Origin of the sequence: Leeuwenhoekiella sp. A2 (assembly GCF_047946655.1) — a bacterium.
Lineage (GTDB): Bacteria > Bacteroidota > Bacteroidia > Flavobacteriales > Flavobacteriaceae > Leeuwenhoekiella.
The window spans coordinates 306920-326769 of the sequence record NZ_CP172311.1; the positions used below are offsets into that span (position 1 = coordinate 306920).

The window sequence follows — 19850 nt, forward strand, 5'->3', positions numbered from 1 at the left end:
TTTAATGTATTTTTGAGTCAGGAAATTAATATAAAACCAAAATCCTCATTATATTGTGGATTTTAACATCTAAAAATGGAAGCAATTGTAAACATCGGAAAGTTAATTCAACAGCGACGGGAGCACATGCGCATCACCCAGGAACAATTAGCTGAGATGGCCGATATTGGGATTGTTACTTTGTATAAGATCGAGACCGGACAGGCCAATCCCACATTACAATCGATACAAAAAATAACCGATGTATTAGGTCTGGAGATCACCCTCCAGGTTAAGAAAATATAGCTTAAATGAGACAAGCCGCTATTTTATACAAAGGGACCGAAGCTGGGGTGCTCCAGCAGCATGATGACAGTAGTTTTACCTTCCGTTATTTAGACTGCTGGCTGGCTGATGTGGACAATGTTTCTATTAGTCTGACCTTACCCCGGTCCCAACAGGAATACCATTCCCAGTATTTATTTCCGTTTTTTTATAATATGATTCCGGAAGGGACGAATCGACAAAAAGTTTGCCAGGCAGAACGCTTGGATACTGATGACTATTTTGGCATCCTTATGGCGACGGCCCGCTATGATACCATTGGGGCCATCACGGTTAAAAAACTTAAGGCCTCGATATGATACCAAAGCTTACGCATTGTCCCGGTACCCTGGCCCCAGGTTTTGATACCTATAGCCGAACCAGCCTTAAACGGGTATTTGATGGACGCAAGGTATCCCACATCCTTCCCTATGAAGCTCCAAATTCGGGTGCTCCTACGGATAAGTTATTTGAAGAAAATCAAAAGCGGATTTCCATATCAGGCGTCCAGGAAAAATTTTCAATAGTACTGGAAAAGAATAAGCTACGTCTGATCAAAAAAGGAGAACGGGGCACTCATATTCTAAAACCAATTCCTAATTCCGGGAAAAAAAGGGACCAGATGCCGGCCAATGAGCATTTGACCATGCAGATCGCTCGGCAGGTATACGGGATCGAGACCGCAGAGAATGCGCTGATCTTTTTTAAAAAAGGAAACCCGGCCTACATCACCAAACGATTTGATGTACAGTTAGGTGGTAGTAAAAAGGCCAAAGAGGATTTTGCTTCACTGGCCGGTAAAACCCCACAGACCCATGGGGACCATTATAAATATGAAGGGAATTACCTGGAATTATTTGAACTGATGAAGAAATACCTTCCCGCCTACCGCGTGGAAACACCCAAATTATTTAAAATTCTCTTATTCAACTATTTATTTTCTAACGGTGATGCCCACCTGAAGAATTTTGCTATTATAGAAACACCTATGGGAGATCATCGCTTAAGTCCTGCTTATGACCTCCTCAATACACGTATTCATATTGAGGATAGTGATTTTGCTTTGGACGGTCTACTACCGGCCCAGCTAGCCCAAACCCATGTCGCCGGACAGTTTAAAGTCCTGTCCGAACAGGTAGGCCTTTCCTCGAAGCAGTTTAATACGATCATAGCTTCCATGCTCAAAGGTTCCGATCAGGTAAATACGCTTACTATGGCTTCCTTTTTAGACGAGAAAACAAAAAGAAACTATTTGCAGGCCTACCAGACCCGAATCAACAACCTCGGGGCAAGCCCACGAGGTATGAATTGAAAAATTCATTTTCTATTCGAGGCAAGCCTCGGGGAATTAAACCCTCTGGAGGGATTAAAAAAACTGACCAAAGAGTAATTATACCCCATAGTTGAAATTCTGGAAATAGATGAATGAGTATCATTAAAGATTCAAATAAGTAAAAATTATTTCTTTAACGGGTGAGCTATATTTCCCTAAGTAATAAATGATGCCAAATTGGGGAAATTTTTATTTTCTGATTTATATAATTTTCTGAGCTTTGATCTCCAGTTTATTCGCGCTAAAGCCCAGCTTTTGCTGCCTTCTACTACGTCGATACGGTCATGAGAATGGAATACTTTACCTGGTTCTTTTCTATTTCTATCGAATGCTAAAAGGAGATCTAAGTTATCGATTGGACTTTCCTCATCGTCCAGGTCGAATAAACATTTATATTTTGGTTTATTATAGATTTCACTTTTTTGTTTAAAATTATCAAAGAGCTCAACTATATCAATATCATCGGTGATATAATCCAGATCATAGATATCCTTTTTAGCAAACCGGTTGGAGGCACTCATCAGTTTTAAAAGGCCAACGTCCTTGCTAGAAAGCAAACGAATACTATCCTGAGTTTCTACATCAAATAAATATTGGATGTTTTGCAAGATTTCCACTTTTATTATTAAATCATCTGTGGGAATAAAGGCGCGAAGAAAAATAAATTGTTCGCTTAAATCCTCATTCATAGGAATTAAGGTAGCATGATCACCATATTTAGAGGTTATTTCTTCGATAATCTTTTCAAAACCAATCTTACCTATAACTTCATTTGATATTAAATCTATATCAATAGATTTTCTATGATTATAGCGTAATGCCAAATTGGTACCACCGGCTAATACAAATTCTGAAAGGGAAGGAAGAGCTTGTAATTCTTTTAACAGTGAAATTAATTTAGGGTCAACTGCCCCCATCTTAGTGCTTAAATCTAGAAAATTCCTCAATATGATATCTATTGGATACCATATGACATACTCTATTACTAATACGTTCCTTAGTGTTTTTAAGATATTTGAGGATTTGCTTTTGAGAATAAAGATTTTCTAATTTTAGAATATCTTTCTGAAACGTTTGTTCAGTAGTAGCAAATAGTGCCCTCGGAATAATAATATCCTTATCTTGTTGAAGATCAAGTTTACTATAATCCATATCCCAAAATAGGTGTTTTGGAAAAATATCTACTATATTTTTAGTTCGTCTCACAATGCAATATTAAAAAATAAATCTCTACTATTGTTCTAAGATTATATTAAATATAAGTATAATTAAACAAAACCCTTCCCATAATTGGCTATATGATAAAAATGGTTCTATCTCTGATTTACTAGGTCAATATGCTTATTTACTCAATTCTCTAAATCTTCCCACCTACACCTTTAAACTTTTCTAAGAAAATGGAGAAATTACTAGTGAGCTCACCAAAGATTAAATATTTGATAATATTTTATGATTTATTTTGAGATGTTGGAAACGGGTTTGTACCTATATTACACCTCAATCTTCAGGAAGGCCTATAAACAAAGCAACCGAATATATTGTATTGGAAAGTAAATAATAAAACACAAAGAGATATTGAAAGCCTTAAGAATACAGAACTCAAATGATCAAACCGGGAGAGGTAATCATAATGTTCACCTCTGGTTTTAAGATATTAGAATTGAACTGCTCAAAAAAAAAATCTCAACATTACTGGAATTCAAGCGGCTTCTTTTTAAAAGTTAGACTTCATTATATCAATACGATAGATTAAATGAAAAATCTGACCTCTCCATATTCTAGATGTTCATTTAACACATAATTCAGAAATTTATGTATTCCATTATCTAATTTAGAAGATACCATACTTCCTTAATTAGAACAACCACAAGCTATGAAATATGCTATTTGTTATGTAAGCACTGCTTCTCAAGAACTTCAAAATTCTGATCTTAAAGATGTAATGAATAAAACACTACACTATAATCTCAAAGAAGGTTTGAAGGGTATATTGCTCTATTCCGAAGGTAATTTTTTACAGGTATTGGAGGGAGACAAAAAAATATTACTGCCCTTATACACCAAAATTGAATGTGATACAAGACATAAAGATATTATACAAATAGTGGGAAAAGAAATCGCCCATGGGGCTTATGATAGTTATGAAACTCGTACACTATCAGATGATAAATATTACGATACTCCAGAATTACTAAAAGAATACATGACTCCTATACAGGGCATGGATTACCCGATTCAGGAAACCATAAAAATATGCTTAAAGCATTTCTCAAAACAAGGTCCTTTCTATAATACCATTTTACTATGCCTTTTGGCATTTTATATTTCGTACACTAAGCTATAATAATTTTTATATTCTTAATGATTATAAAAGTGAATCGTGAACTATTAATTATAGTTAAAATAACTTATATGGTACATTTTACTATTTATAGAGATAATCACATTAATTTATAAATATGAACTTTAGCCTATAAACAAATTAATCAAAGGGACCTATAAATAAGCAAAGCTTCAATATTAGCCTACCTTATCTAAATGATCAAAAGGGAAATTTAAAGTTTCCCTTTTTTAGTTTATGTAAAAACTATTACTCAATTTCTTAAGTATTAATACGGCCAAACTATCAAATTTCATTCTTTATACTCTACAATTTTTAAAACCTATATGAAAATAATGCTGGACCTTTTAGAAAAACAGTTACAAAATTTATACAATTCTGAATTATTGATTTTAGATGCTCTAGCAGAAATGCTCGATTATGTAACAGATACTAAATTAAAAGAGCATATAAAAAATTTCGCTATAGAAACGCAAGAACAGAAAGTCAGGCTGGAAGATATTGGAGAGCTCTTGCATTTAAAAATTGCGATAAAGGATGGAAATATTATACGAGGTCTGCTTATGGACACTCATGAATTATATTCTGATTTTTCGAAAGGTTTCTTGATGGATGTAGGAATTATATCTAAAATCTTACAAATAACGCATTTTCAAATTTCTGGATACGAAACTGCTTTACTTTATATCAAAAACTTAGATATTAGTGAAGTTCAAGAAAAATTAGAAAAAACTTTGGAAGAGGCATACGAAGGAGATGAAAATTATCAAAATTATGCGAAAACATTGTTACTCACTAAAAACAATAAGCCCTAACAAAAGGTATGTGAAGTTCTAACCCTTTCAACAAAAATATTCTAGCCAATTATCTCATCAGGAATATGTAGTACGTGCCTGTAATATTGCATTACTAGTTTTCTGCTCCTTACAATAGCATCTTTTGGCATAAGCGCTTTAAATGCAACTGCTCCGGATATCAAGTTTATAAGCCACAAAATTCTATGCTTGATCTTGATTTTCAATATTTCTTCATCTTTAACCTTTAAAATTTCAATTACGATAGTTTTTGTTTCTAAAGCGTTAATCTTAGATATTATTCTGATATATTTTTAATTACTTTAAATTATATCACATGAATAATAACGCCTCTGTAGCACAAAAAAATTCATCTACTACTACCACCCATAAATTAACTGCTCAATATGATATTATCGTATTTTCTCATCTACGCTGGAATTTTGTATATCAGCGTCCTCAGCATATTTTGAGCAGGTTATCTCAAGATTATAATATAATCGTTATAGAAGAACCAATAGCTATAGGTGGTAATGGCAATTATGAATTAGAGAATATATCTTCCAGCCTTACCCTTGTTCGACCTAAAGTTGAAAGTATAGCCCATATACAACATGTTTTAAAAGAATTAAATCTACAGAGTATTGATATTGTCTGGTTTTATTCAGCTGCCTTTGTAGAGTTGACACCCTATATAAATGCTAATACCATGATCTACGATTGTATGGATGAACTGTCTCAGTTTAAAGGGGCTTCCCAGCAGTTGAGAGTTCAAGAAGAATTTCTTATTAAAAAGGCAGATTTGGTATTTACCGGAGGAAAATCTCTCTATGAAGCAAAATCGAAGCTTTCACCCAATGTTTACTGCTTTCCAAGTTCAGTTGATGTTGCACATTTTAAACAATCAAGTACCTATTCTAAAATTCCCTTAGATCTAGCTGCAATTCCTAAACCCATAGTTGGCTATATAGGCGTTATAGATGAGCGTATAAATTTAAATTTGATTCATGAAACAGCTTTAGCATTACCTAAGATTTCATTTATTATGATAGGCCCTCTGGCAAAAATAGATGAAGGTGACCTTCCAAGAGCACATAACATTCATTATTTAGGAATGAAAAGTTATGATGATTTACCATTTTATTTAAAGCATATTGATATTTCAATGATGCCGTTTGCCTTAAATGAAGCTACTGAATTTATAAGTCCAACTAAAACATTGGAATATATGGCAGCGGGTAAGCCTATTATTTCTACACCCATAAAAGACGTTACAAGAGATTACTCCCAGGTAATTGAAATCGTTACTAATGCTTATGAATTTTCACAAGCTATTATTAAAATATCAAGCAGTGAAATAAAAATAGATAAGTCAGCCTATGAATCTATTCTAAAGCAAACATCCTGGGACGCCACCACACAAAAAATGTTACAAATAATGAAGGAACGAGTAGAATGAGCCATAAAATATTAATTATAGGAGCTGGTATATCTGGGGCTGTTTTAGCTGAAAGATATGCAGCTAATGGTAAAAAGGTTTTAATTATAGAGAAAAGAGATCATATAGCAGGTAATTGTTATGATTTTATAGACGATAATGGCATTTTAGTCTCAAAATATGGAGCTCACCTATTCCATACCAATGAAAAGGAAGTATGGCAGTATGTAAATAGATTTGCTCAGTGGTATGCTTGGGAGCATACTGTGCTTGCAAAAGTAGAAGATCAATTAGTCCCAATACCTGTCAATAGAGACACAGTTAACACATTGTTCAATCTGCAACTAAAGAATAGTGAAGAGATGGAACAATGGCTGGAAGAAAACCGTGTAAAGATAGAATATCCTAAAAATGGTAAAGAAGCCGTGTTAAACAAGGTTGGAAATACGCTTTATGAAAAAATGTTTAGACATTACACGAAGAAACAATGGGATAAGTATCCGGAAGAACTTGACGCCTCTGTTCTAGACAGAATTCCGGTTAGAACAAATACAGACAATCGGTATTTTAGTGACACATATCAAGCCCTGCCGAAGGGTGGATATACTAAAATGTTTGAAAATATTTTGAAGCATCCTAATATAACTATACGGCTGGAAACTGATTACTTTGATATTAAACAACAACTTCCATCTTTTGAAAAAATATTTTATACCGGTCCCATAGACCGCTTTTTTGAGTTTAAGCACAGCCTTGTAGAAAAACTGGAGTACCGTTCAATCAATTTTGTTTCCGAAACGATAAACAAAGAATTTTTTCAGGAAAATTCAGTTATAAATTATCCCGGTATGGAGGTAGATTATACCAGAATTATAGAATATAAACACTTTGGTAATCAATTAAGCAAGAAAACTACAATTGTAAAAGAATATACTACAGATGAAGGAGAACCATATTATCCTGTCTTAAATACTAAGAACCAGGAAATCTATAAAAAATATAAAGAGGAAGCCGCAAAACACCCCAACATACATTTTGTGGGGAGACTTGCCAATTATAAATATTTCAATATGGATCAGGCCTTTAAAAATGCTTTAGATCTTTTTAAAACACTCCAGAAAAAAAATGTCCCGCAACATGCAGAATAATTTGACATTAAAAAGTTTTTTTATGGGTGGGTTTGAATGTGCAGATCATATAAACAGATCAGGGGTCCGTATTAATCTTCAAAAAGAAACATTACACCATATCAAAGTTTTTGAGGATTACAAAGCTTTAAAAAATATCGGAATAAATGTGGTGCGGGAAGGTGTTTGCTGGAGTTCTGTTGAAGTCGCCCCTTATAAGTTTGATTTTACAGAAGTAAAAAGCTTTTTAAAAGCGGCTTCATGTTTAGATATACAAATTATATGGGATCTTTGCCATTTCGGATATCCGGATGGTTTGTTTCCCACACACCCTCAATTTATTGACCGTTTTGTAGCTTTTTGTGAACAGTTTACTATATTCTACTATGAAAACTCCCAACAAGCTCTTTGGCTTGTTCCATTTAATGAAATAAGCTTTTTATCATGGCATTCTGGAGATATGCGAGGTACAGTGCCATTTGCTGTAAATTCAGGATGGGATATTAAATACCACTTATGTAGAGCAGCAATTTTAGGAATTAAAGCTATTAGAGCTATTTTAACTGATACAGTCATACTTGCCATAGAACCTCTTGTAAAAGTGCATCCGGCTTATGACAATGTTGAGCTTACAGAAGTGGCTAAGATTAATAATTTTCAGTTCCAGGCAATGGATATAATAATGGGAAGAGAATGCCCGGAACTTGGAGGAAACGAATCTCTATTAGATATGCTCGGGTTTAACTATTATTATAATAATCAATGGAAACAAAATAATGAAATTCTACCCTGGCCTGATTTAAATGGAAGTTTAACCCCCCTTTCTGAACTATTATTAACTGCACAAAAACGTTATAATTTACCCATTCTTCTTGCTGAAACCGGACATTTTGGATCATTAAGAGTATTGTGGCTTAAAGAAGTTGTGACAGAGTGTTTAAAAGCAATTAATTTAGGTGTTGATCTGAGGGGCATGTGTATTTATCCTGTAATAGACCGTCCTGATTGGGATGATTTAACAAGCTTTTCAAATTGTGGACTATGGGATATGGATTGTAACGGTAATCGCATAGCTTTTGTTCCATATATACAAGAACTCTTAAAAGGTCAAATTTTATTTAAAAAAACATTTAGCTCAAATTGATGTTATTGCAGTTTTAAGACTATTTATCTTTCATTTAACGCTTTCAACATAATACTCTGATTATCTTCAGGAAAATTAAATTCTTATAATTAAGAATCCATTAATTTCAAATGAGGCAGTTAATTCTAAAAATACCAGAAGGTCATAAGTCAGAAATAAACGAAGCTATAGAAGAATGCAAGGGCAAGGTGACTATTCATTTTAATTCGAATAAAAAAGATAATTTCATCACTCATTTTCCAAACGATAAAGTGAATGATTTTATTAGTAAGATAGATGAAATAGAAGATATAGAGATCTCGCTAAATCCCCGTGGCATAATTCCTTTTTATCCACCTGCATCAGAAACACCGGAACAGGTAGCCGATGTAAGACCTAAAAGCGCCCTTGAAATTTATCTGGCAGGCATACAAAGCGTAGGTTCGTATTTCGGGCTGATCGGTTATTCCATTGCCGCAGGTATCATTGTATGGATTGGTCTTTATACCACCACAGTTTACCTGCTTGTTGCTGCCATGTTGGTTGCTCCTTTTGCAGGACCTGCGATGAATTCTGCACTGGCAACGGCTTCCGGAAACAAAAATCTTTTAAAAAATAGCCTAAACCGCTATTTCCTGGCAATCACTACCGGGATCATTATTAGTTTTTTGCTCTCCGTTATTTTTTCTTTACAAATCATGACTCCACTCATGATAGAAGTAAGTCATGTATCAAAAGTGGCTATTATGCTTCCTTTAATTTCCGGATTTGCAGGAGGCATAAATATATGCCAGTCAGAAAGGGACAGCCTGGTTTCAGGTGCCGCCGTAGGAATACTTGTAGCCGCCTCTCTCGCCCCACCGGTAGGATTATTAGGATGCGGACTGTATTTATGGAATTGGGATGTGATATTGAGCAGTGTTTTTAGAATAATTCTACAACTGGTAGGGATACATCTTTCCGCTACTTTGGTTTTTAGATATTACGGTAAGGTGAACACAAAAGGGGTTCGATTTTATGGTGGAAATAAAAAAATCACTACAAGTTCTAATATTGCCGCTGTGGTACTCTTTATAGGATTAGGTATTTGGCAATTTGCAGATCCGCCATTTCTTAGAAAAGCCAGTATGAATACAGAACTTACCGAAGATGTTCAGCAACATTTAATGCAAATGGATGAAATATATCCTATAGAGGAAACCGTTAATTTCACAGGAGAAAAAATTGATAACCTGCCCGTAGTTAGATACTCGGCTACAGTTATTAAAAAAGATGCTTCCATTAGCGACAATTTCCTGAAAGAAAAAATCATAAAATATCTCAAGGAAAAAATCGTCAAGTATGATGATGAACTCTACGAGGTATATGAAATCAAAATTCTTTCGGAATAAAAAGTTAGACGAGCAGAGCGAGCGATGGTTTTAGTTTTCTTTCTTTATTACTACCCCTGGGCATGCAAGAAATTTAAGTATAAATAGCAAGCCGATTTTGTGTTATATTATCCCTTCTTCCTCGAAAACTGAGAGCAAAAAACAATACTGATTTCCCCGTGGAAGATCAGTATTGACTTTAAAGCGAAACCATAAAAAATAATAAGTCAAGCTTAATATTTTTATTCACTCATTTTTTCAGCTCTTTCTTTAATATCCTTTACCTGCGTAGGATAGGGATTCTCTTTTAGTGTCTTAGCGAGATGAACCATATTATGCACCATAAGCAGCATCATATTATTTGTAAATTCATGCTTGTCTCCTTCTGCCTCAATATAGCTGGGTCCTGGTCCCGCCTTACCCACATAATAACAAAAAGCGTTAACAGGGATAGTAAATCCATGTTCTGAAAGATCGAATACAATACTGGATATTGCCTTTTTAGCTCCATCTTCATTTCCATCTACCATAACACCACCTACTTTATTATAGGTGGGATACTGGCCGTTCTCATCATTTCCTTCCTGCACAATACCATCAAAGCGTTCATTAACCATTTTAGCCACAGAACCGCGGTCGCCTCTCCAGAGGGGAGTTGCTATAATCAGCATATCGGCTGCTTTTACTTTTTTCAGAATTTTGGGCCAACCGTCACCGTTGCCTTCATCTGAAGTATTACCAAAACTTACCTTATGATCTACTACCCTAATGCTTTCAGTTTCAACATCAAGTTCTTTAAATATCTTTTCAGCATTTTTTATAAAGGCTTCCGTATTAGAAGTTTCAGGTGATTTTTTCAAAGTGCAATTCAGAAAAAGTGCTTTCAATTTCATAGTTATAATTTTTTCAGATTTATAATAACTGAACTTATAAAAATGCTCCTTGTATTCCAGTTAAGAACGGGTTAAATATCAACACCTTCTGTTATCTGTAAAATAAAAGACCAGTTGATGTTTTATAGGCGATTAGCTCCTGTCTAAACAAAAAGAATTACCACATGCAGATGCTAGTAAAGCTCAAAAAACTATTCTTTCATCCTGTTTTTTGACTTCTGTAGCAGACGGTAGGTCATTGCTGAAGAAATACCAAAAATGAGATGCGCAGTAAATAATTGCTTCAGATGCTTTTCCAGATGCGTGTGGGGAGGATTTGAATGAACGTGTAGTAAGATAGCCCAGGCAGCCATACCAAGCAGGCCGCTGGGAGCTCCCAATAGGAAACCGTTTACCGCTCCTGGTTTAAGAGAAGATTTTTTCCATAATTGATCATACGCTACATTAAAGAGACCACCTATGGTATAATGTATTATCCATCCGGCAATATTTGAGGATTGTGGAGTGATTTTCTGAGGGATGGTTCTCCTTACCAGCTTACCCAGCAATACCGGTTCTTCAAACTGTTCACGATGCTTTTTTGCTTTCCAGTAGCTATAGACGGTCATTAAACTGGTTCCTACTATACTTGACAAAAATATTCTTAACATAGACTAAGATTTTTGTAGTTGGTTGTTTTTTTCTTCGGCTTCTTCTGTCTTTTTAGTTAGAACCGAATTTGTAATATCAGATTCACTCTCATATCCTTTACGTAAATTAGAACCTGAACTTACAGGATTTGGCAAAAGTCTATTTGCTAATTCAAATAAACTTATATTAAGCCCAGGTGCTATGCCTCCAATAGCCATGGCAATTTTTGTTGGTAAGCCTAGCGCAAGGGTTTTACTGCCGTATTGCATAGCTTCTATAATTTTAGCTGCAGCCTTTTCTGCACTCATCGAAAGACCGGGCAGGGAATCTGATATTTTAAACCAGGCGTATTCTTTTTCATGCTGAGCTTTAACATCAATATTCCTGGGGCTACCTGTTCTCATAAGACCAGGATAAACCGAAGTAACCCGTATGCCGGAGCGGGAAAGTTCTGCAGTCATTCCTTCGGAAAAGCCTGCCAAGGCATATTTACCTACGGTATAAGGAAGCAAATGGGGAAAGCTAACTTTAGCATTAATTGAAGTAATATTAACGATGCGACCCACTCTGGCGGTTTTCATGCCTGGTAAAACTTCCTGAACAAGATTAAATGCTCCCCAAAAAAATACATCTAAAGCCTTTTGATAATCCTCTTGCTGCATATTTTCCATAGGTCCCACCTGTATAATCCCGGCATTATTGATAAGAACTTCCACCTCTCCCCATTGCTGGCGAATTTGATATATCATTTCCTGCACTTCATTTTTCTTAGTTACATCACATTGAATGCAGAGAAAATCTGAAGATAATTCGGCCAACTGTCGCGAAGCTTCATCAAGTTCACTTGTATCGCGACCACAAATTGCTACCCGCGCACCTGCTTCTGCTAGCTGTCGTGCCATAACCAAACCCAATCCTCTGGTTCCCCCTGTCACCAAAACCACCCGGCCGCCTAGTTCAAAATATCTTTTTTGTTTGCGCAACATCCCTAAGGTAATTAAACCACCTAATACTGCTCCACCTAAAACATAGCCTCTTACTTTCATGTCTTTACCTTCTTTATATATTCCCCGACTTCATATAAATTAAAGTTAGAATAGGATCTTACTAAAATTTATTAAAATCAGATTAAAAATTTCCTAAGAAATTGTTTGTTAAGCATTTAAAAACAGTACTATTTCAACAGCAAGAAATATTGCGTAAAATGCACCACACCTCAAATCTTCCCTTATTACCAATGGAAAAGATTACTGGTATCACAAACTAACAACTCGATTATTTAAATTTTGGTAATTAGAGTTAAATCAAAAGCATCTCTCAAAAAACTTCTATCTTTCTGCAAACGTTATATCTCAATGACCACAGCAGAAAAATTCCTCTTACTCGTAACAATTTTTTGGTTTAGCCACAATCAATTTATTTATGGTCAGGAAATTCCGCATATAGAGAAAGTAGGTGATAAATATCAATTAATTGTAAATAATAAACCGTTTCTAATTCTGGGTGGCGAACTGGGAAATTCTACCGGCTCAACTATTGAATCTATGCAGTCTGTGTGGCAACGGCTGGAAGATCTTCACCTCAATACGGTTTTAATTCCTGTTTATTGGGAGTTGCTTGAACCGCAAGAGGGAAAATTTGATTTTCAGTTAGTTGATGATTTAATAAATGAAGTCAGAGCGCATAATCTTAAAATTGTATTTCTTTGGTTTGGGGCCTGGAAAAACAGCATGTCCAGTCACGTTCCAGCCTGGGTTAAATTAGATCAAAAGAGATTTCCCCGTGCAAAAAGTGCATCAGGTGAAAGTCAGGAGATATTGACACCTTTTTCAGAAAATAATTTAGCTGCAGATTTAAAAGCATATCAGCAGTTGATGCAGCACATACAAGAAATCGATTCTCAACAGCAAACAGTTATAATGATGCAGCCGGAAAATGAGATCGGGATGCTGCCTTCTGCAAGAGATCATAGTAAGCTGGCTAACACCAAATTCAATGAAGAAGTACCGGCAGAATTGATTGATTATCTGGTTAAAAACAGGAAAAATCTCAATCCCGAATTTTCTAAAATTTGGAAGGAAAATGGTTTTAAAACCAAAGGAAATTGGGAAACAATATTTGGTCAGCGTTTACAAACTGACGAAATTTTCATGGCATATTATTTCGCTGGTTATACTAACAAAATTACTAAAGCCGGAAAGAAAGAATACAATATTCCGGCGTACGTCAATGCAGCACTTAATCGGTCTGGTGCTAAACCAGGCGAATACCCAAGTGCCGGCCCGCTGCCACATATTCTTGACATCTGGAAATCGGCTTCACAAGACGTTGACTTCTACGCACCAGATTTTTATTTCCCCAACATAAGATACTGGTGTGATCTTTTCACCCGTCAGGATAATCCACTATTTATACCAGAACATCGCTTTGACAATACGGTAGCAGCTAAAGCTTTATTTACCATTGGGCATTATGAATCTCTGGGGTTTTCGCAATTTTCTATAGAGCAAATACCCGGTAAAGATCTTACTCCAAAAGAGCAAAAATTAGCCGAAACTTATGCGATAATTAACCAAATAAAGCCGATTTTAGATAAAGCCCGAGGTCAGAATAAAATTGAAGGAATCTTACTTGATAAAGAGGTAAAACAGACAACTTTTACACTTGGCGATTATGAACTTACTGCACGCCATACTTATAATTTAGGCTGGGAACCCAACTCAAATGCAGAAGATTGGGAACCTGCAGGCGCTATAATCATTCAAACCGGCGATAACGAATTCTATTATGCAGGATTTGGAGTTTCATTCACCTTTAAGAATTTGAACAATCCAAATGCCCGTGTGGGAATTTTAAAAGCGGAACGTGGCAATTTCAATAATGAGAAATGGAATATCTTTCAGCACCTAAATGGAGATCAAACACATCAGGGGAGACACATCAGATCTTTTATTGATGATGTCACTATACAGCGGTTTACACTTTATGAATATGAGTAATTATATACTCAAATTCCCTGCATATTGCTTCAGAGTAATTTCAGATAATTTTGCCTGAAATTTTGCATTGCTGAAACGTACGATCGCATTTATGTAATTAAGCTGCGCGGTTCTAAATTCAATAGTTGGTATCGTACCTATTCTAAACTTATCCATCGTGATCTCGAGGTTTTCTTTGGCTATAGCCTCATTTCTCTGCTCGAGTTCTATTAGACTTATATTAGTTAAATAAGTTTGATATGCAGTACCCAATTGCGCATGTAAATTATCCAGTTGTTGCTCTATAGCCAGATTTGAGTTCTCTATCTGTATACTAGCTATCTTCTCGTTGCGCCGTTGAAAGAAACCATTAAACAAATTTAAGCTGGCGCTGAAACCGTAGTTCCACCCCTGTGCGTTGGCGTTTGTAGTAAAACCCAAACTAGATTCAGATTCACTAAAATTATAACCGGTAGTCGCCACTATCGTAGGATATCTGCCCCCTTTTATCTGCTTTTTCTCTAATTCTGCAACCCGTTTATTTATGAGTTGCGCCTGGAGCTGAGGATTTTGCTCTTCTGCTAATTCTATCAAATTAGGCAGAAATAATTCATCGTCTACCTCAATCTCTTCCACTACTTTAAAATCTATATTTATATCGCGTGCGAGTAATTGATTAAGTGAAATTTTAGTATTTGCAAATGTCTCTTTTTGTCTGAATAAAGTTGTTTGATCTGTATTGAGATCAACCTGTGCATTTAGCACTTCCAGCTTTGATGCTTTCCCTATTGTAAATCTGTTTTGTGCAAGATTTAAACGTTGTTCTGAAATTACCATCGTACTATCAAGCGCAGAAAGTTGCTGCTGTTGCTGCACAAGATCATAATAAGTTACCATCACATCGCTCACTCGGGCAAGTACTGTAAGTTGTAACTGGGTCTCCCCTAGTTTTTCTAATTCCTTTAGTTGGTCATACCGCGCAAACATGCGAAAGCCATCAAAAACGGTCCAATCTAGACCTACACCGTAGTTCAGGCTGTTGTTTTTTGCATTATCGAGATTGATGACCTCGCCACTCGATCGCGTTTGTTCACTATTTTGAATACTGTTAGAATTTGCAATCGTAGCATCTACAAAAGGCAGCATACCGGCATTCCCAATAGTAGCCGAGGTTTGGTCGATTTTTAGGTCATTTGAGGCGATTTTTATATCGTAGTTGTTCTCAAGCGCAATATTTACAGCTTCTTCTACCGTAAGTAGTTCTTGTGCAGAGGTGACCAGACTTAAAAGAAAAAAGATTGAAAATTTGAAAAAAGTGGATTTCCTGTTCATTATTAAGCGATTTCCAGATTATCAAATTCAGGGCGATGTTTCTTCTCCCGTGACCACATATAATACACTGCAGGTATTATAAAAAGAGTTAGCAATAGCGAAAATAAAGTACCTCCTATAATCACAACTCCCATCCCAATTCTACTGGTAGAAGCAGCTCCCAAAGCCACGGCGATAGGCAACGCTCCCAGAGCGATCGTTAGACTGGTCATAAGAATAGGACGTAATCTTGATTCTGAAGCGCGCATGATGGCTTCACCTTTAGGCACACCTTGTTCCCGTAACTGATTGGCAAATTCTACAATTAGAATTCCGTTTTTGGTTACAAGACCAATTAGCATAACGGTACCTATCTGACTAAAAATATTCCAGGATTGACCAAAGAGCCACAGCGAAAATAAAGCTCCTGCAACTGCCATTGGCACGGTGAGAATAATAATAAAGGGATCAATAAAACTTTCAAACTGTGCTGCGAGAATTAAGAAAATAAGTAATAGTGCCAAACCAAAAGCAAACATGGTATTTGAACTACTTTCAACAAAATCGCGCGATTCTCCGCCAAGGTCTGTTGTGAAGTTTTCGCCCAGAACTTTCGCTTTAATTCGCTCCATAGCGTCTATACCATCACTTATACTTTTCCCGGGTGCAAGTCCTGCAGAAACTGTTGCAGACATGTACCTGTTATTGTGATACAATTGCGGGGGACTACTTTGCTCCTGTGTGGTAACAAGATTATCAAGCTGAATTAAAAGACCGTCTTTATTTTTCACAAACATAGAAGTAAGGTCAATAGGTTCGTCACGATCTTTTTTGTCAAACTGACCAATCACTTCATACTGTTTCCCATTCATCATAAAGTAGCCAAATCTTTGCCCGCTTAGCGAAAGTTGTAATGTCTGCGCCACATCGAGTACAGAAACACCAAGACTTTGCGCTTTTTCCCGATCTATATTTACATAAATTTCCGGCTTGTTGAATTTCAGGTTTACGTCTGTACCGGCAAATGTGGGATCATTTTCTGCTTCGGCCATAAACTCAGGTATTTTCTCTTCCAGCTTTTCAAAATTAGGAGCCTGAATTATATACTGAATTGGGAAACCGCCTCTTCGGTTAACCGAAATTGTAGGTGTTTGCGAAACATGAGACTTTGCATTTACATAAGAACTCGTCCACCTTGTTAGATCATTAGCGATATCTTCTTGCGAGCGATCGCGATCTCCCGGTTCATCCAGCCAGATTACAGCTCGCCCGCTATTAACCGAGGATGAACCAAAACCGGGTGACGTTATAATAAGACTTACCTGTTTCTCTGGTACAGAATCGTTGATGAGAACGGTAAGCTCATTCATAAATCGATCCATATATTCATAAGATGAACCTTCTGGTGCAGTAACATTTATGCGTACAAGGCTTCGGTCATCATAGGGAGCTGTTTCCTTTTTCAGCAGACTATAGAAAAGAGCAATACTTCCTAAACATAATAAAAGAATGGGAAAGCTAATCCACTTTCTTTTCATAAAACTGCCTAAAGAATCCGCGTAAGCATTATTCAATCGTACAAAGTATTTTTCGGTGAAATTGTAGAATCGTGATCTCTTTTGTTTACCAGATTTAATAAGATAAGCGTTAAGCATAGGCGTTAGCGTTAGCGAAACAAAAGCTGAAATAAGAACCGCCGCCCCAATTACAACACCAAATTCTCTAAACAGCCTGCCCACAAAACCTTCTAAAAAGATCACCGGCAGAAAAACCGCCGCTAAAGTGATAGAAATCGATATTACAGCAAAGAAAATCTCGTTAGAACCTTTAATTGCCGCTTCAATTGGCGACATGCCCTGCTCTACTTTCTTATAAATATTTTCGGTCACAACAATACCATCATCAACTACAAGTCCCGTGGCAAGCACTATCGCCAGAAGTGTAAGTACATTTATTGAGAAACCACAAAGCCACATCACAAAAAAGGTGGCAATAAGTGAAACAGGAATATCAATTAGTGGGCGCAAAGCCATAGACCAGTCTCTAAAGAAAAGGAAGATCACGAGAATCACTAATACAATAGAAATAAGAATAGTCTCCCCAACTTCTGTTACTGCCTTTTTAACAAAAACGGTGTCATCTTTTGCGATATTAAGACTAAAATCACTGGGCAGATCCTTTTTAAGTTGGTCATATTGCTTGTAAAAAGCATCAGCGATATCAAGATAGTTTGTTCCCGGCTGCGGAATTACAGCAAGAGCCACCATCTGCTTACCAGAATCGCTTAACTTGGTTTCCATATTTTCCGCCTCGAGCGTGGCTTTACCTATATCACTAAAACGCACAACTTTTTCATCATCTGCACGAATTATGATATCATTAAACTCTTCTTCTGTAGAAAGGTTACCAATAGTCTTAACTGTAAGTTCTGTATTTGCACCTGTTAATTTACCAGAAGGCAGCTCAACATTTTGAGCAGAAAGCGCAGTACGCACCTCTGAAACTGTGAAACCGTACGAAGCCAGTTTAACAGGGTCAATCCAAAGTCGCATCGCGTATTTACGCTGCCCCCAGATCTGTACACTACTTACACCCGGTATTGTTTGCAAGCGCTGTGCAATTACATTCTCTGCATAATCAGACAGTTCTAAAATATTCTTATTGCTACTCTGCAATGTCATAGACATGATAGACTGCGAGTCTGCATCTGCTTTAGAAACAACCGGCGGGGCATCAATATCTTGTGGTAAACTACGCACGGCCTGTGAAACTTTATCCCGCACATCGTTAGCAGCTTCTTCAAGGTTCTTGTCTAAGTTGAACTCAATATTTATATTGCTCGAACCCTGATTACTTGAAGATGATATATTCCTGATACCGTCAATAGAATTAATCGCTTTTTCCAGCGGTTCTGTGATCTGTGATTCTATAATATCTGCATTTGCACCAGAATAATTAGTACTTACAGAAATTTGCGCAGGATCTATAGATGGGAACTCCCGTACTCCCAGATACGTATAGCCTATTATCCCGAAGAGAATAATCACCACATTCATTACAATTGTAAGAACAGGCCGTTTTATACTTATTGTTGATAAACTCATTTTAATTCCTGTTTATTCTGTCTGTAAGGGATCAATATTGATTGGCAAACCTTCTCTTAAGGTCATAACCCCAGAAGTAAGTATCGTATCTCCAGCCCGCAGACCAGAAAGTATTCTTATTGATTTATCTGTTCTGGCTCCAGTTTCTACAACAACTTCTTTAGCTTTCCCACCTTCTGAAACAAATATCTTTTTACCATTCTGTATCGGGATCAATGATTCTGTAGGTACAAGAAGCGCATCATTAACTTTAGCCAGCGGCATAAGAACATTAGCAAACGTTCCCGGGTAAAGATCACCTTCTGCATTATCTGCTATCGCTCTTAATTTTAATGTACGCGTAGCGACTTCTACTTCAGGCTCAATTGCATAAATAGTCGCAGAATGTGTTTTGTTAGAATTAGATGTGGTAAAACTTAGCGTGTCGTTTACTTGTATTTGCGAAGCATACTTTTCAGGAATCGAAAAAGTGATCTTTAATTGGTTTGTATTTACCAGTTTCGCTATAAGCGTAGCCGGGGTAACGTAAGTTCCCTGCGAAATGTAACGCAGACCTATAGAACCGGAAAAAGGAGCTCTTACAGTTGCTTTATCAAGTTGTGCAGCAATAAGTTGAGATTCTGCTGAAGCAGATTGCAGGTCAGCCTCGGCTATGTCATATTCTTCCTGACTTATTGCTTGTTTTTCTAAAAGCAATTTGGCGCGGCGTTCATTCTCAGAAGCGAGTTTTTGTGCGGTTTTTACTTTAGCCAGTTGTGCTTTTAATTCAAGGTCATTAACCCTAAGCAAAACCTGGCCTCTGTTAACCTTTCTTCCTTCATCAAAATTGATACTCTCTACAATACCAGAAACTTCACTTCTTATCTCGATTTGCTCGTTAGCTTCTAAAGAACCGGAAAGCGAGAGATTATCTGAAAATTCCTGATGTTTAAGCACCATTCCCGCTACTGTAACCGCCTGCTGCGGACCTTTTTGATTACCCATGACCTCAGCCGCTTTATTGTCTTTGATGCGGTACCCGATCAAAGCAATTAATCCTATCGCCAAGAGCGCATATACAAAATACTTAATTTTCATGAGTGGAGCAGACTACGCAGGTTATACC

General features: G+C 36.6%; 18 protein-coding genes. 10 read left to right on the forward strand and 8 right to left on the reverse strand.

Annotated features, from left to right (window positions below):
• The first annotated feature begins 75 nt into the window (after positions 1–75).
• From ACH3PA_RS01395 to ACH3PA_RS01405, 3 genes are read left to right on the forward strand one after another with little or no spacing between them, the layout of a single operon-like run.
• Positions 76–285: a helix-turn-helix domain-containing protein gene (locus tag ACH3PA_RS01395; RefSeq protein WP_416441259.1), complete on the forward strand. Its 210-nt coding sequence runs from the start codon at positions 76–78 to the stop codon at positions 283–285.
• 5 nt (positions 286–290) lie between these two features.
• Complete coding sequence (locus ACH3PA_RS01400; protein ID WP_416441257.1) at positions 291–623, forward strand: HipA N-terminal domain-containing protein; 333 nt, start codon at positions 291–293, stop codon at positions 621–623.
• Positions 620–1615: a type II toxin-antitoxin system HipA family toxin gene (locus tag ACH3PA_RS01405; protein WP_416441255.1), complete on the forward strand. Its 996-nt coding sequence runs from the start codon at positions 620–622 to the stop codon at positions 1613–1615. The genes ACH3PA_RS01400 and ACH3PA_RS01405 overlap by 4 nt, the downstream gene beginning before the upstream one ends.
• 176 nt (positions 1616–1791) lie before the next feature.
• Here the strand turns inward: ACH3PA_RS01405 and ACH3PA_RS01410 are convergent, their stop codons facing one another.
• Positions 1792–2553, reverse strand: coding sequence for a nucleotidyl transferase AbiEii/AbiGii toxin family protein (locus tag ACH3PA_RS01410; protein WP_416441253.1), 762 nt, complete (start codon positions 2551–2553; stop codon positions 1792–1794).
• Position 2554: 1 nt separating this feature from the next.
• Positions 2555–2842, reverse strand: coding sequence for a DUF6922 domain-containing protein (locus ACH3PA_RS01415; protein WP_416441251.1), 288 nt, complete (start codon positions 2840–2842; stop codon positions 2555–2557).
• A 667-nt stretch (positions 2843–3509) separates the two neighbouring features.
• Here ACH3PA_RS01415 and ACH3PA_RS01420 point away from each other — a divergent pair.
• The 6 genes from ACH3PA_RS01420 (at position 3510) to ACH3PA_RS01445 (ending at position 9850) form a co-directional block, all read left to right on the forward strand.
• Positions 3510–3980 (forward strand): BLUF domain-containing protein, encoded by a 471-nt coding sequence (locus ACH3PA_RS01420; protein WP_416448399.1) that lies wholly within the window; start codon positions 3510–3512, stop codon positions 3978–3980.
• Positions 3981–4303: 323 nt separating this feature from the next.
• Positions 4304–4792, forward strand: a complete 489-nt coding sequence (locus ACH3PA_RS01425; RefSeq protein WP_416441247.1) for a ferritin-like domain-containing protein — start codon at positions 4304–4306, stop codon at positions 4790–4792.
• 316 nt (positions 4793–5108) lie between these two features.
• Positions 5109–6230, forward strand: coding sequence for a glycosyltransferase (locus tag ACH3PA_RS01430; protein WP_416448400.1), 1122 nt, complete (start codon positions 5109–5111; stop codon positions 6228–6230).
• Positions 6227–7357 (forward strand): UDP-galactopyranose mutase, encoded by a 1131-nt coding sequence (gene glf / locus ACH3PA_RS01435; protein ID WP_416441243.1) that lies wholly within the window; start codon positions 6227–6229, stop codon positions 7355–7357. Before ACH3PA_RS01430 ends, glf begins: the two co-directional genes overlap by 4 nt.
• Positions 7347–8480, forward strand: a complete 1134-nt coding sequence (locus tag ACH3PA_RS01440) for a hypothetical protein (protein WP_416441241.1) — start codon at positions 7347–7349, stop codon at positions 8478–8480. The genes glf and ACH3PA_RS01440 overlap by 11 nt, the downstream gene beginning before the upstream one ends.
• Before the next feature lie 110 nt (positions 8481–8590).
• Complete coding sequence (locus ACH3PA_RS01445; protein WP_416441239.1) at positions 8591–9850, forward strand: DUF389 domain-containing protein; 1260 nt, start codon at positions 8591–8593, stop codon at positions 9848–9850.
• 221 nt (positions 9851–10071) lie between these two features.
• Here ACH3PA_RS01445 and ACH3PA_RS01450 read toward each other — a convergent pair whose 3' ends face one another.
• The 3 genes from ACH3PA_RS01450 to ACH3PA_RS01460 form a co-directional block, all read right to left on the reverse strand.
• Positions 10072–10722 (reverse strand): flavodoxin family protein, encoded by a 651-nt coding sequence (locus ACH3PA_RS01450; protein WP_416441237.1) that lies wholly within the window; start codon positions 10720–10722, stop codon positions 10072–10074.
• 191 nt (positions 10723–10913) lie between these two features.
• On the reverse strand, positions 10914–11372 hold the full coding sequence (locus ACH3PA_RS01455; protein WP_416441235.1) for a hypothetical protein: 459 nt from the start codon (positions 11370–11372) through the stop codon (positions 10914–10916).
• Between the two features lie 3 nt (positions 11373–11375).
• Positions 11376–12398 carry an SDR family NAD(P)-dependent oxidoreductase gene (locus ACH3PA_RS01460; protein WP_416441233.1) on the reverse strand — a complete coding sequence of 341 codons (1023 nt, stop codon included), beginning with the start codon at positions 12396–12398 and terminating at the stop codon, positions 11376–11378.
• A gap of 309 nt (positions 12399–12707) precedes the next feature.
• Here ACH3PA_RS01460 and ACH3PA_RS01465 point away from each other — a divergent pair, with 309 nt between their 5' ends.
• Positions 12708–14351 (forward strand): DUF5597 domain-containing protein, encoded by a 1644-nt coding sequence (locus ACH3PA_RS01465; protein ID WP_416441231.1) that lies wholly within the window; start codon positions 12708–12710, stop codon positions 14349–14351.
• On the opposite strand, the gene ACH3PA_RS01470 is transcribed toward ACH3PA_RS01465, so the two are convergent.
• Genes ACH3PA_RS01470 through ACH3PA_RS01480 form a run of 3 tightly spaced genes read right to left on the reverse strand, consistent with a single transcriptional unit; the run spans position 14352 to position 19822 of the window.
• Positions 14352–15662: a TolC family protein gene (locus ACH3PA_RS01470; RefSeq protein WP_416441229.1), complete on the reverse strand. Its 1311-nt coding sequence runs from the start codon at positions 15660–15662 to the stop codon at positions 14352–14354.
• A 2-nt stretch (positions 15663–15664) separates the two neighbouring features.
• On the reverse strand, positions 15665–18745 hold the full coding sequence (locus ACH3PA_RS01475) for an efflux RND transporter permease subunit (RefSeq protein WP_416441227.1): 3081 nt from the start codon (positions 18743–18745) through the stop codon (positions 15665–15667).
• Between the two features lie 12 nt (positions 18746–18757).
• A complete protein-coding gene (locus ACH3PA_RS01480; protein WP_416441225.1) occupies positions 18758–19822 on the reverse strand; it encodes an efflux RND transporter periplasmic adaptor subunit in 1065 nt (354 codons plus the stop codon).
• Positions 19823–19850 lie beyond the last annotated feature (28 nt).